13 protein-coding genes are annotated in these 13,914 nt (G+C 44.8%); 5 read left to right on the top strand and 8 right to left on the bottom strand.

The features are described from left to right. Window positions 1-134 precede the first annotated feature (134 nt). The 3 genes from L3V37_RS07015 to L3V37_RS07025 all read left to right on the top strand — a co-directional run bounded on the left by L3V37_RS07015 (window position 135) and on the right by L3V37_RS07025 (window position 3,390). Complete coding sequence (locus L3V37_RS07015; RefSeq protein ID WP_222716920.1) at window positions 135-488, top strand: hypothetical protein; 354 nt, start codon at window positions 135-137, stop codon at window positions 486-488. A 121-nt stretch (window positions 489-609) separates the two neighbouring features. Next, window positions 610-2,610 carry a methyl-accepting chemotaxis protein gene (locus tag L3V37_RS07020; RefSeq protein WP_237306058.1) on the top strand — a complete coding sequence of 667 codons (2,001 nt, stop codon included), beginning with the start codon at window positions 610-612 and terminating at the stop codon, window positions 2,608-2,610. A 300-nt stretch (window positions 2,611-2,910) separates the two neighbouring features. Then, complete coding sequence (locus L3V37_RS07025) at window positions 2,911-3,390, top strand: Dps family protein (protein WP_050935869.1); 480 nt, start codon at window positions 2,911-2,913, stop codon at window positions 3,388-3,390. A gap of 107 nt (window positions 3,391-3,497) precedes the next feature. On the opposite strand, the gene L3V37_RS07030 is transcribed toward L3V37_RS07025, so the two are convergent. The 5 genes from L3V37_RS07030 to L3V37_RS07050 form a co-directional block, all read right to left on the bottom strand. Further along, window positions 3,498-4,112 (bottom strand): HAD family hydrolase, encoded by a 615-nt coding sequence (locus tag L3V37_RS07030; RefSeq protein WP_237306059.1) that lies wholly within the window; start codon window positions 4,110-4,112, stop codon window positions 3,498-3,500. Between the two features lie 142 nt (window positions 4,113-4,254). Next, complete coding sequence (locus tag L3V37_RS07035; RefSeq protein ID WP_237306060.1) at window positions 4,255-5,331, bottom strand: PQQ-dependent sugar dehydrogenase; 1,077 nt, start codon at window positions 5,329-5,331, stop codon at window positions 4,255-4,257. A 149-nt stretch (window positions 5,332-5,480) separates the two neighbouring features. Beyond that, window positions 5,481-6,629 carry an L-threonine dehydrogenase gene (gene yiaY, locus L3V37_RS07040; protein WP_005442614.1) on the bottom strand — a complete coding sequence of 383 codons (1,149 nt, stop codon included), beginning with the start codon at window positions 6,627-6,629 and terminating at the stop codon, window positions 5,481-5,483. Window positions 6,630-6,962: 333 nt separating this feature from the next. Then, window positions 6,963-7,613 carry an isoprenoid biosynthesis glyoxalase ElbB gene (gene elbB, locus L3V37_RS07045; RefSeq protein WP_115386721.1) on the bottom strand — a complete coding sequence of 217 codons (651 nt, stop codon included), beginning with the start codon at window positions 7,611-7,613 and terminating at the stop codon, window positions 6,963-6,965. A 12-nt stretch (window positions 7,614-7,625) separates the two neighbouring features. Then, on the bottom strand, window positions 7,626-7,775 hold the full coding sequence (locus L3V37_RS07050) for a hypothetical protein (RefSeq protein WP_165439042.1): 150 nt from the start codon (window positions 7,773-7,775) through the stop codon (window positions 7,626-7,628). A gap of 120 nt (window positions 7,776-7,895) precedes the next feature. Between L3V37_RS07050 and yddG the strand changes: the two genes are divergently transcribed. Then, entirely contained in the window at window positions 7,896-8,798 is a 903-nt protein-coding gene (gene yddG, locus L3V37_RS07055) for an aromatic amino acid DMT transporter YddG (RefSeq protein WP_237306061.1), read from the top strand. Window positions 8,799-8,949: 151 nt separating this feature from the next. Here yddG and L3V37_RS07060 read toward each other — a convergent pair whose 3' ends face one another. Together L3V37_RS07060 and L3V37_RS07065 are read right to left on the bottom strand one after the other, a co-directional pair. Then, a complete protein-coding gene (locus L3V37_RS07060) occupies window positions 8,950-9,843 on the bottom strand; it encodes a cation diffusion facilitator family transporter (protein ID WP_005389400.1) in 894 nt (297 codons plus the stop codon). A gap of 176 nt (window positions 9,844-10,019) precedes the next feature. Further along, window positions 10,020-10,898, bottom strand: coding sequence for a LysR family transcriptional regulator (locus tag L3V37_RS07065; RefSeq protein ID WP_237306062.1), 879 nt, complete (start codon window positions 10,896-10,898; stop codon window positions 10,020-10,022). Window positions 10,899-11,069: 171 nt separating this feature from the next. Between L3V37_RS07065 and L3V37_RS07070 the strand changes: the two genes are divergently transcribed. After that, on the top strand, window positions 11,070-11,645 hold the full coding sequence (locus L3V37_RS07070; protein ID WP_054728907.1) for a class I SAM-dependent methyltransferase: 576 nt from the start codon (window positions 11,070-11,072) through the stop codon (window positions 11,643-11,645). A 149-nt stretch (window positions 11,646-11,794) separates the two neighbouring features. On the opposite strand, the gene L3V37_RS07075 is transcribed toward L3V37_RS07070, so the two are convergent. Further along, window positions 11,795-13,768 (bottom strand): acetoacetate--CoA ligase, encoded by a 1,974-nt coding sequence (locus L3V37_RS07075; RefSeq protein WP_237306063.1) that lies wholly within the window; start codon window positions 13,766-13,768, stop codon window positions 11,795-11,797. Between the last annotated feature and the right edge of the window lie 146 nt (window positions 13,769-13,914).

A 13,914-nucleotide genomic window follows, 5' to 3' on the forward strand; every position in this document is an offset into this window, starting at 1 on the left:
TCTGTGTCAAACAACTTGGAAAGAGCTGACTATTACGCTGCGTTGTTTTCCTTGACCCCGAATCAATGACAACGCTCTGAATCCTGCATCTTGAAGTCACTTGGGTATAAGAGTCATTTACAAGGAGGAGCGACATGTACCGTTATGTCAGTTCGCCAAAAGCGTCAAAGTACATAGTACCGCCGCCACTGCATCGTGAGTTGTCGTGTATGGATGTGCCGGAGTCAGAACTAGAGATGCGTGAAATTCTGAACAACTGGTTTGCCGATGGATTGGCGCCCATCATTCAAAATGAAGACAATGACATCTCTGCTAATGAGCAACAGCGCTTTGAGCAGCTCAGCCGCACGGTGGGCGTGCTATTGCGTAATAAAGATTACTACTTTGCCACCAAGCGGATTCTTTCATTGTGGGAGCAAGACTGCTTAGAAACGACTTACGTTAATTATCTGATTTTACGTAGTGAGCGCATACCATACTTCGAATAAGTCCCATTTATCGGCTTAAAATAGTGGTTTACATGGTTTTCTTAGTAACTTTTGATACTTGTATTTAACATTTTTGTAAACATCGTTATATTTAAGGCTCATCGTTGTCAGGAGTTTATGGATGAACCTTACGATATCAGGGAAGTTGCAGCTCAGTTTTGTGCTGCTAGCCGTACTTTTTATGGCATCAGCGGTATTCACTTATCGCAACGTCACCACCGTAGAGCAATACGCCTCTTCGTTACTTAAATCCGATTTACCGACCGTCGACACCAGTCGCGGTATACAACAGTCCGTTCAAGCGTCACTGTCTTCTATTCGAGCCTACATGTTGCTAGGTGGCGATGAGGAGGCGAGTGCACGTCTGAGTGAGGACGTACGCAATATCATGGTATCTACAGACGAGTCGCTTCCGACTTTGCAGGCTTTGATCTCTGAACAGGATTTTCAAGCGATTCAAAGTCAGTGGGATGCAGTCAAAGTCTCTTTGAACAAGCTGATTGAACTTAGCCACAGTGATGAGAACTTACCCGCGCACAACCTCTTTATTAACGAAGCGGCACCCATTGCAGAAGTGGCACTTGATCAGCTTCAAAGCTTAATCAATGAAGAGTCAGGAAACCCGTTTGGTGGAGACAGAAAACGTCTGTTTAAAGTTTACGCCGACAGTTATACCTCGCTAGCCAATGCACTGTCCGCCTTGCGAGATTTCCTGTTGTACGGGCAGCAAGATCATCTGGACAAATACCACGACTTGATTAAGTACCACAATCAGTCCGTGGCGGAAATCGACAGTAAACTCGACAGACTGACTGATAACGACCAATCATTGTGGTCACTGTTTAAGGAAATGCAGCAACTGTACTTTCCTTTAGCAGAGAAGGTAATTGCATTGCGTCAATCGCCAGAGTGGAATGAATCAAACTTGTTAATGGCGAATGAACTGTTGCCAACAGCGGATGCACTAGACCAAAGCTTAGAGACGATCGTATTGGCTCAGCAAAGTCGTGCTGATCAAAGCGGACAGGGTATTAATCAGTCGATCAAGAACGTACTGACCACTATGTTGATTGCAGCGGCATTAGTTTTGTTTGCCGCAGTAGCGATTTCAAAATACATGGGCAATACCATTGGTCGCCGAGTGAAAAACTTATCGGAGCGAGCCAAGACGATCGCTTCAGGAGATGTTTCTCAGCCTCCGTTAACTGTTGTTGGGAAAGATGAATTGGCAGACCTTACCGATTCGATTAACCGCATGAACCAATCGTTAGCGAGCATTGTGGCAGGGGTGAGTGAAAAAGCGCACCAAGTGGATACCAGCATGGGAGCTTTGTTGGAATCGGCGCAAGTCACCTCATCGAATGTTGAACAGCAACAAACCAGCATTGTTGAAATGGGAAGCCAATTGGATGAAATCGCTTTAGCCGCGCGTAACACCCTAGATCAAGCCAATCAATCGGTGCAGAAGCTTTCTGATTCAAAAGGCGAGATTGAACAAGGTCGTGATGCTTTAGAGCAAAACAAAGTCACTATGGAAAGTTTGCACGGCAGCATTGAAACCGCGAGTACGCAAGTGACACAGCTAAGCAAAGAGAGCGAAGCCATTGGTCGAGTGACGGAAGTGATTGAAGGTTTGGCAGAGCAAACTAACTTACTGGCATTGAATGCCGCGATAGAAGCAGCGCGTGCGGGTGACCAAGGACGAGGCTTTGCGGTTGTGGCGGACGAAGTTCGTATGTTAGCGACTCGCACTACTCAATCGACGACAGAAATCAACGGCATCATCAATGCGATTCAACGCTCGACCAATTCTGTGGTTGAGGAGATTGAACACAGTCAATTACTTGCGGAGCAGGGCGCTGAGCACATTGAAAAAGCGGTAACTCGTTTGCTTGTTACTACTGAGCAAATAGGTTCCTTGAATGAACAAATGGCAGAGCTTGCGGCAGCGGCAGAGCAGCAATCTCATGCGACCAATTCGATCACTGGATTGATGTCCGGTATTACTCAATCAGTGGATGAAGTTTCGAATAACAGCCAACGTGCATCAGAGACATCATTGCAAGTAAAAGAGCAAGTTACTGAGCTGAATCAACAGATGGCAACTTTCAAAACGGCATAGATAAGGTTTACGTCTGTTCATCTACTTTTGAACGTTAACTAAATAGTAAAAAAGCCCCAATTCTTTTTACACAAAAAGGATTGGGGCTTTTTGTTGGATGATACGCCGATATTCGTCTACTTGCTCATTGGATTTGGCTATTTAAATCATAGCTAAAACCAAATTCTCTTCGCCGAGCCGGAGTCGTAATATGACTCCATCGGCAGCAAATACTGCAAAAGAATTTTTAAACTTTATACCAATCCCGGTAAGAGAATCGTTCGTTACTACGATTGGTATCATCCTTCTAGGAGCAAGATTATGAACAAACAAGTAAGCCTAATTGGTCTAGACAGCGAACAATCAGCACAACTAGCTCAACAGCTCAATCAACTGTTAGCGCATTACCAAGTGTTGTACATGAACTCTCGCGGTTACCACTGGAACATTAAAGGTGCGCAATTCTTCGAACTGCACGTAAAATTTGAAGAGATCTACATTGATCTACAAACAAAAATCGATGAGCTTGCAGAGCGTATTCTAACTTTGGGTCACACGCCAGCGCACGCATTCAGCAACTACTTGGAAGCAAGTGAAATTAAAGAACATCAAAACGCTACTTCTGGTGAGGAGTGTGTACAAGGTCTGGTTCAAGGCTTTAGCGTTCTGCTTCTAAAACAGCGTGAGATTCTACAAAACGCGGGTGAAGCAGATGACGAAGGTACAGCGGCATTGATGGGTGACTACATCCGTGAGCAAGAAAAATTAATGTGGATGCTTAACGCTTACCTACAAGGCTAAGCAGCGCATCACCCAAGCAATCCTTGGGAACGCATGAAACAATCGGGAATAAGTCATAAGGGGCACGTTGGTGCCCCTTTTTTGTTTGCGTATTTTATATGTGTGCTTTATTTGCGTGGTAAGGATTCGAAACGGCTCAATAAATCACTGAGTTCATTAAGCGCCAACGAGGCTGAGTCATTGAAGGTTTCTTGATTCCCATGGTGCACAAGGCAAGAGGGCATCTGCGCGTTATACGCTGCCTGTAAGTCGTAAAGGTAATCGCCGACATAAAGCACTTCATCAGGCATCAAACGCCACTCTTTCGCCAACATCTGTAAAGACAATGGGTCTGGCTTGGGCGGGAAGCATTCACGAGTGATGACTCGCTCCACAGAGATTTGGTTGTGCTCTAGTTTGCGCTGCGTGGCGATTTGGCAGTTGCGCGTCACGATAGCGGTTTTGATTTCATTTTGATGCAAGTGGGCGAGTAATTCATGGCAGCCAATCATTGGAGCAGACTGCTCAGCATCAGAAATCTCGTAATCAAATATCACGTTATGAGCGTGCTCTCGATGATGAGGGTGCTCAAGTGCGTCGACAAAATCCAATAGATCTTCACTCTGCGGACAACCTAGCTGTTGTCGCAATTCGCCGAAGTTAATATCAGAACTCACCAAGGTGTTGTCTAAATCAAACACCACGGCTTTAATTTTATCGAGCTGTAAAGGGAATGGAATCATAATGACCTCGTACAACTTAACCGAACTATCATTTTAAAAAACAAAAGGTTATTGTTAAGTTTAGATTCTTCTGCTTAGATTGTACGAAAATAAATCACTAGTACGTCACAAATCAAATAGTCTTAACGATTTTAGTGTTTGATTACCTTTCCTCAAGACGAAAGATTTTGCCGCTGTCGGTAGAAAAGTAGATATAACCATCGGGGCTGATGGTTATATCTCTTACTCGCTCACCAAGATTCTCCATCAATCTTTTTGATTCGGTGAGCTTGCCATTCTCAATAGAAACCACGTTGATGTGCGCCAGCTTCAAGGCACCGGCGAGGATTTTTCCGTCCAACTCTGGGTATTTATCACCACGGTACAAAATCATATTACTGGGTGCGATAGAAGGGACGTATACCAGCTTGGGATCTTCCATTCCCGGTAACGACTTAGCTTCCCCAACGTCCAACGGACCCCAATATTCTTTACCATGAGAGACTTTTGCCCAGCCGTAGTTCGCGCCTTTCTTGATTAGATTAATTTCATCGCCGCCGCGTGGTCCATGTTCAATAGACCACAGCTGTTTTGTTTCTTCGTCGTAAAACATACCTTGTGGGTTGCGGTGCCCGTAACTCCATATCTCAGGACGAGCTTGGGAAGGTTTGAATGGGTTGTCTTGCGGAACCGAACCATCAAGGTTAAGGCGCACAATACTACCAGCATGGGTTTGACTGTCTTGCCCATTATCACGTTCGCCACGGTCACCGATTGAGAAGTAAACTTTATCGTCTACAAATGAAATTCGACTGCCGTAGTGGCGACCCGTGTCGGTGATGGCATCTGCAACAAAGAGATCGTTCCAACCCACAAGTTGATTGTTTTGCAATTGCGCCGTCGCTAACGCCACCGTATTGCCTTTACTTGTGCGCTTGCTGTAGGTAAAGAAGAGTTGCGGGTTTTGCGTATCGGCATTCGGTGCGAGCGCAACATCCAATAAGCCGGCTTGTCCACTGGTGTTCACATCGGGGACGTTAAACAGCTTTTGAGGTTTGCCTGTGGTGATATCCAGCAACGAAACCGTACCGTTCTTTTCATTGACGATAACGCGTTGATTATCTAAGAACTCGATCCCCCAAGGGATCTGAAATCCACTCGCCACTTCGTTGGCGCGGTATTCGGCAGCGTTGGCAGAAAAGGATAAACAAGTGAGTAGCGCAGCAGCAATCGTTCTCATGGTTCCTTCCAATATGAGTCGTATTAATACTTAAAAGCTAACACTAAAAGACTATGTTTGGCAGAGATTCACTTGTATATGAATGTAAAAAATCCCCGATACGAGATCGGGGATTGAATTAAGGCTAGAGAATTGTTTATGTAGCGAGATTACATCGCTTCTTCGAAGATCTTAGAAATTTCTTCGTGAGTTGCTTGTTTAGGGTTAGTGAAACCACAAGCGTCTTTCAGTGCGTTGTCTGCTAGTGTTGGGATGTCTTCTAGTTTTGCACCAAGCTCTTTGATACCTGCTGGGATACCCACATCTTTCGCTAGAGTAACGATAGCGTCGATTGCTGCCGCTGCACCTGCTTCAGCAGACATGCCTTCTACGTTTACGCCCATTGCTTTTGCTACGTCACGTAGACGCTCAGGACATACTTGCGCGTTGTAGCGCTGTACGTGAGGTAGAAGAATCGCGTTACAAACACCGTGTGGAAGGTCGTAGAAACCACCTAGCTGGTGTGCCATTGCGTGTACGTAACCTAGAGACGCGTTGTTGAACGCCATACCTGCCATGAACTGTGCGTATGCCATTTGTTCACGAGCTTCTAGATCTTCACCGTTTTTCACTGCTGTGCGTAGGTACGCTTGGATAAGCTCAATCGCTTTGATTGCTACCGCATCAGTGATTGGTGTTGCCGCGATAGATACGTAAGCTTCAATCGCGTGAGTTAGGGCATCCATACCTGTTGCCGCAGTTAGCGAAGCAGGTTTAGCGAGCATTAGCTCTGGATCGTTTACCGAGATAAGCGGTGTTGTGTGCTTATCAACGATAGCCATCTTGATGTGACGCTCTTCGTCAGTGATGATGCAGAAACGCGTCATTTCAGATGCAGTACCCGCCGTCGTGTTGATCGCGATAAGTGGCATCATTGGTTTTGCAGATTGGTCTACGCCTTCGTAATCTGCGATTTTGCCGCCGTTAGATGCAACAAGCGCGATACCTTTCGCACAGTCGTGTGGTGAACCACCACCTAGAGAGATAACGAAGTCACATTCGTTATCAGTAAGAAGTGCTAAGCCGTCGTTAACGTTGCTGATAGTCGGATTTGGTTGAGTGCCATCGAACACAACGGTTGCAACATCGCGCTCAGTGAGAAGGTCTTGAACTTGTTTGACTACACCGATTTGGTTAAGGATCTTATCCGTAACGATCAAACCTTTTTTAAAGCCTTGAGATTGGATGCTGTCTGCTGCGTCTTTCAAACAACCAGCACCCATTAGGTTTACCGTAGGGATAAAAAATGCACTTGTCATATTGGATAGCTCCGTCGTTATTTTTAATAATCTTTCTTAATTTGCCATTTACTGTCGCACATTCGTTTCCAGATTGAAGTTGATCTGAAGCAAGTTTACCTACTTAGAGGTACTTGCAAGAGAAAAACTGTGACAGTGATCTTGTTGCACTGCGTATAAGTGCAACACTGATATAAAGTAGAACAAATATGAAACTATGGACGCAAACGATTGGTAGAAATTGACTTCTGACGCGGATATATCTCTAAATTCGACTAAAGTATAAAAAATCCCCATTAATAACTTAATTATCAATGGGGATAGGGAGGTGTTTTGTAAGCTAACTACTAATAATTAAGCTATTTTAATCAGTTTTGATACTAACTTTTCGATACCTGAAGCCGCTTGAGAGATATTCTCTGCCAACATGTAAGCAGGGGTTGAAAGTACGAGGTGTTTTTCATCAAAAACGATGTCTTCGACAGGGCACGTGGTGTGTTCACCGCCCATTTGATTAAATGCTATTGAGACTGCCTCATCGTTGCCTACCGTTCCTTTCACGCCTTGCTCATAAATCATCGGAATAATGACAGGAGAAATACACAGATAGCCAGCTGGTTTCTTCGCATTCGCAAACGCGCGACAAGCTTGAGCTACGTGTGTGTTAATGGAGCACTCCGCACCTGAAACGGCGAAGTCGGTTAAGTTTTTCGCAGCACCAAACCCACCTGGAAGCAGTAGGGCATCGTATTCATCAACGTTAAGCTTGGCAACATCGCCAATGTTTCCGCGTGCGATACGAGCTGATTCGATGAGTACGTTACGGGTTTCATCCATTTCGTCACCAGTTAGGTGATTGATGACGTGGAGTTGGTCAATGTTAGGTGCAAAGCAGTGCCAAGTTGCCCCTGCTTTCTCGATGGCGTAGAGCGCCAACACTGCTTCGTGGATCTCAGAACCGTCGTAAACGCCTGAACCACTTAAAATGACTGCGACTTTTTTCATGTTTGGATTCCTTTACTCTGAACGTTCCTTAGATTGCTCTTCGCTATCTAGACCATGCGTTTCCGAATGTGTTTTAACGTTTTCACTCTCGTCGTCATCTTCATCATAGTAGCGCACAACAAAGGGTGTAAGCATAACACTAGAGGGCAGAAAATGTTTCATATCAACTCCAACGGCTTAATAGAATGATTTTTATACTGATTTTTATAAAACAGTACGTTGAACCTGATCATTTTTGAGTTAAGCTGACGTTTCCTTTGGCATTCGTGAGTGGTAGGTCACATGAAATCAGTGCAATTTCGTTTCACACTTTATGGTTGTATCGCGATTCTCTCTTGGAGTTGTCTGCTTGGCATCGCGAGGTTGGTTACGGAGAGTTTAGGTCCTGTAGGCGGGGCAGCCATGTTGTACTCTCTTAGCTCTGTTTTCCTTCTTATCGTGGTCGGTATTCCAAAGTTGTCTTACTTTTCTCCCAAGTATCTTGTGCTTGGTGGTGCGATGTTCGTCTGCTATGAAATATTTCTCGCTCTATCTTTGGGATATTCCAACTCGCGCGCGCAGGCAATTGAGGTGTCGATTGTCAACTACCTTTGGCCCGCACTGACGGTTTTATTTGCGGTCCTTGGCAGCAATAAAAAAACAAACTGGTTGCTTTATCCAGCAGTTACGCTGGCGTTTGTTGGGGTTGCTTGGACTGTGAGCGGTGAGAATGGCTTATCCATAACTCAGATCATGTCCAATGTTAGTAGTAACCCTCTGGTGTATTTTATGGCTTTCGCTGGGGCGGTTATATGGGCCTTTTATTGCAACTTAACCCAAAGGCAGCAATCTAAACATAATGCGATTACCCTGTTTTTCATTGCAACAGCTGTTTCGCTTTGGGTTAAATATGCGTTTACCGATGAGCCATCAATGACATTCAGTTGGGAAGCGATGGGGTACTTAGTGGCTTCTGCGGCTTTAATGGCTGGTGGTTATGGTTTATGGAACATCGCGATCGTTGGCGGCAATATGGTTTTTCTCGCCACCTTGTCTTACTTCACGCCCATTTTTTCCGCTTTATTTTCTTCCATTATTCTTGGCGTAACTCTGAGCCATAGCTTTTGGCAGGGCGTTGTGATGGTAACGGTGGGCTCGCTGATGTGTTGGTTAGTCACCAAAGAGAAGCGCGAAGCGGCTGGGTAAGTTACCAACGAGATCAGAGAATTTAAGTGAGCAACGAACAGATCTCCCTTGCGAGCTGTATTCGAATACGAAGCAACTAAATCGAAAAAATTAAAAAAGCTCCCGAGATTGGGAGCTTTTTATTGAGTTTTAACGGCTCTTTGGTGGCGCTCTAATAAGCGACGTTCAAGTGTAGTTGAAGTTTGAATCTGTGCTTCGACAGTCGCTTGATAAGCTGCTTACGAGTGTGCTCTAGTGTATCAAGCTCCAATGTGTCGTCATCAATATGTACGTCCACGTTTACTCGTAGCTCTTGGCCCACCTTCGTTACGCCAGCCAGTTTCAATTGATGCTCAGTCACTTTTTCAATCTCAAGAACATCTTTGCCAACGCTCTGACACAGCTCTTTGCTTGGTGTCATCATTAGTAGTTCACGTAAGGCACCTACTAGCATATCGAACGGTACTTTGAGGAAGTAAAAGCCCATTAAAACCATCATCATGGGGTCGGCATATACCGCATACTCAGAGAATGGCGTTAGTGAAACAGCCCAAGCCGAGATAAATCCTACGGTCACCGCCACACTTAGCAGAGTATCCATTTGCCACTGTTTTTTCTCCGCTTCAATCAAGCCTGATGAGAAGCGGCGGCTGCGTTTCGCCATAAACCACCAAGCGTAACCACAGCCGATAACATTCACGATGCCGAATAAGGTCGCAATAGAAGCATCGACCTCGCGACCTCCAGACATCAATGCTGATATCGCAGAGTAGAGAGAGAAGCTTACAACCACTAAAATGACGGCTGCTTTTATCGCAATAACGATTGGTTCTAAGACCGCTTTTCCAAATGGGAATACAGATTTTGAAGGCTTGTTAATATAGTAAGAAGCGGCCAGTGACAATAAAGTTAACAGTAAGCTGACCAAAGAGTAAACACCGTCAAAAACGATGACAATTGAGCCTACAAGCAAGCCAAGTACCATACCACCAGCAGCGAACCCAGATGCCAAAAGGGCTGAAATGGTTAGAATACGGTTTTCGTTTTTGCTTGTCCTGTCACACATAAAAGATGCCTTTGAATTTTAATACCTTACTATTCTTCGCTCATAAGGTAATTTAGGCAACCACAAAGTGACCAGTAACTAATCTAAAAAATTGCGTTTTTATTTATGTGCTTATAAAACAAAAGCTTACTGTGATTTTTAGGTGTCAACAAAATTGGCGCTCACTGATAAAATGTTTAGAAGTCAAATAAATACTCGCTCACTTTATCTGCTAACCACGTCATTGCAGGATGCTCAGCATGGCCGTTAGGTGAAAACATACAGTAGTCTTCTTGCGTCAATCCGTATGTGTGTTTGATAACGGCGAGCTTCTGCTGACGAAGGTAATGGCGGATTAATGGTTCAGGAAGCACGCCCCAAGCGTCTTCTTCTAAGATGGTGTTCAGCATGTAGTCAAAACTCGAAAAACCAATATATCGAGTCGAGAAAGGTTGCAGTTCAGGGTTGTCTTTCTCATTTAGGTACACCATTAGTGCTTGCATCTGACTACGTAGATCTTCGTCTGAGACACGGCGCATCTTACTTAGGCGGTGTTCTACACTGCATACTGACATCATACGTATCTTGCCTAAAGGGTTATATACGATACGAGGATCGTCTACTCGCTCATAATCAACGCCGAAAGCAAAATCTACTTGGTGGGTACTGACCAAGTTGGCTAAGTCGCCACTGGATGCCAAGATTAAGTTGAAGGTTGTTGAAGGAAAGCGGTTATTCAATGTATGAGATAATTCTTGCCAGAGATCATCAGGTAAGGAGTCGTCACGTGCTACCCAAACTTCCGCGTTAAACCCTTCCGAGATTTGAGCGCAGGTCTTTCTGACCCGTTGTGCGATGATAAGTAGGTGTTCGCAATCTTTGTAAATGGCTTTCCCAGCTTCAGAGAGGGTGAGCTGGTTGCCAGTTCGGTTAAACAATTCAACGTCGAGATCTTTCTCTAATGCCTTAATCGACATACTGAGTTTGGTGCGATTGCAGTCGAGTTGCCTTGCCGCTTCAGAAACAGAACCACACTCAGCGATGGTGCAGAAGGCTTCTACTTGAGTTAAGTTCATGATTTGACACAACCAATAAATGAATTCAAATAATTTGGGTATTATGCAGATGCGCTCCCAAAGCCATGAAAGATTATCGAAAAAAACGCGAATCCGCCAGATAAGTCTATGGTCTTTTAACGGTTTTGCGGTAATCTATGTGGGTTACAAAAAGTGAACATGGAGGCCACGATGGCACAAGATTGGGACGGCTTAGCAAAAAACTGGGAATCAAATCCAGCAACAGAGCAATTTGCGCAGTCGGTGTTTGAGCAGTTACAACAGCTAACTCAGCTTGATGGCATTAAAGTACTAGATTTTGGATGCGGAACAGGGCAGTTAAGTCAACGATTGTCACCGATGGTTAAAGACATCGTAGCATTAGACGCATCGGAAGCCATGATTGAGGAACTCGATAAAAAAGAGCTCGTCAACGTAGAACCTGTGGTAGATGCATTATCTCGCGGCTTGGTTGCTCAGCACCCTGCGTTTCGTGGACAGTTCGACTTGGTGGTTGCATCATCAGTTTTAGCGTTCGTGGAAGACTTAGACGCGTCATTAACGATCTCGCATTCTCTACTTAACCACGGCGGCTATTTTGTTCATTTTGATTGGATTGCAGAATGTGAACAAGACGGTTTTACCCTTGCGAAGTCTGAGCGTGCACTGAAAGAAGCGGGTTTTACTGAAGTTGAATCGCGACACGTTTTTGACATTACATCTGATGGTAAAACAATGTCGGTATTAATGGGGCTTGGTCGTCGCTAATACCGCTGAATAAAGAACAAAAATTGACAAAAGCGAGCTAACAAGCTCGCTTTTTTCTTATCTGCTGAGGGTATGTGTAACTTCACTTGCTCTAAACAAGTCGTCGTGGTGCAGGCAAGGACATACTCGAACAACTAAGTCTTCGGAGGTTATTTTGAGACGACTATCCTGCGTATCTCCTCCAGCACTTCAGGGTTGGCTATTGCGCCTAAATTTTCGACGCTTCGGTTGTTAACGACTTGCTTAACGGCTAACTCGACCAGCTTTCCTGAGCGTGTCTTAGGTATATCGCTTATTGCGTAAATTGCACTAGGTACATGCCTTGGAGAACATGCAGACTTTAGCTGTGCTTTGATGGAAGCGATCATCTCGTCATTGAGCTCTACCCCTTTGACTAATTGGACAAACAGCCATATTTGTTCGTTGCGATCGACTTCTTTTCCTACTGCGATCGAATCTAGAATACCGTCTATACAGTTCACTTGCTGATAGATTTCGGCCGTGCCGATTCTTACGCCACCGGGATTCAACGTGGTATCACTTCGACCATAAAACACGTATCCCCCAACGCTGGTCTGTTCAACATCATCGCCGTGGTGCCAAATATTGTCGAATTTATCCCAATAAGCGCGATGATATCTCTCACCGGTGTCGTTCCAAAAGCCAGCAGGGAAGTTGGGTAATGAATTGGCACAAACCAACTCACCGCGCTCTCCCATTACGCTATTACCTTGTGGGTTAAAGACTCGGACATCGACCCCTAACCCTGCTGATTGGCACTCTCCCCGATAAACGGGAGAAATAGGGTTGCCTAATACAAAGCAGCCACAAATGTCTGTTCCGCCAGAAATCGAGGCGAGGTGTACATCTTCTTTAATGTGCTGATAGACATAATCAAACTGTTCTGGATACAGAACAGAGCCCGTTGAGCAAATGGTTTTTAGACTTGGAAATGCATCACTTTTCTGCGGAGAAAAAGATGCTTTTTCCAGCGCCTCTAGGTATTTTGCTGAGGTTCCAAACAGCGTCACTTCGGCTCGTTCTGCGAGGTCCCAGAGCACATCATGAGTGGGGTAAACAGGGCTACCATCAAAAATCACCAAACATGCACCGCTCGCGAGTGAAGAAACGTGCCAGTTCCACATCATCCAACCGCAGGTCGTGTAATAAAACACTCGGTCGTTCGGTTGGATATCGCAATGCAGTTGATGCTCTTTCAAGTGATTAAGCACCGTTCCGCCGACGGAATGAACGATGCATTTCGGTTTGCCTGTTGTGCCTGAAGAATAAAGCACAAATAGCGGCTCGTTAAAATTCACACGAGTAAAAGTCAGCGCTTCGGGTGTGTATTGATTCAGGACGTTTTGCCAATCTTGGGTGCAGACATCGCATTCAAAAATGTGTGGTTTAAGGTAGCTAATTTGGCAAACTTGTTTAAGACCATCAAGATGATCCGCAATATGCTGGTTTTTCTCAGACATATCGAAAGTTTTGCCATTGAATGTATAGCCATCACAAGTAAACAGGATTTTGGGTTTCACTTGACCAAAGCGCTCCAAAACGCTTTCGACGCCAAAATCAGGTGAGGTGGAAGTCCAGGTCGCCCCTAAACTGGTGGTTGCTAGCATAGCTATCACCGTTTGAGGTAAGTGAGGTAAATAACCAGCGACGACATCACCTTGCTTAATTCCACATTCTTTCAACCATTGCTGCACACTCGAAACTTCTTCGCACAATTGTTTCCAGGTGTAGGTCTGTTTTTCTTCACGTTCATTTTCAAACCAAATCGCGAGATCATCGGGTTGGTGACACGCGTAGGTTAGCAAATTTTCGGCGTAGTTAATTTGCGCGTTTGGGAACCATTTTATATCCCTATTTTCAACAGGTTGCTGCCAGCGACTTTCTGCTCGCTCTTTTATGGTCTCTCCCTGAGTGCCAATGACGTCGCAGAATAGCCAAACTTCCTGCCAAAATTTTTCTACATGATCGAGTGACCATTGATGCAGATCAGCGAAGCTTTCAAGGGTATTTCCTTGTCGATTAATGTGTTCAATAAACTGTGTAATGTTGGCTTCTTCGATACGACTTTCGCTCGGTTGCCATACTTTGCTGCTCTCGCGCATAGGTCCCTCTATAACAAAGTGATAACAGGTTTTAGTTTGAGAGGAATACACGATAAAGTCAAACAAGCCAGATATTATATCGTGTCATAAAAATCATGCAGTTACGATGAGTTGTAAACAATATGTTACATCGGGATGATGCTGAG

The sequence above is a fragment of the Vibrio sp. D54 genome, assembly GCF_021728075.1.
In the GTDB taxonomy this organism is placed as follows: domain Bacteria; phylum Pseudomonadota; class Gammaproteobacteria; order Enterobacterales; family Vibrionaceae; genus Vibrio; species Vibrio alginolyticus.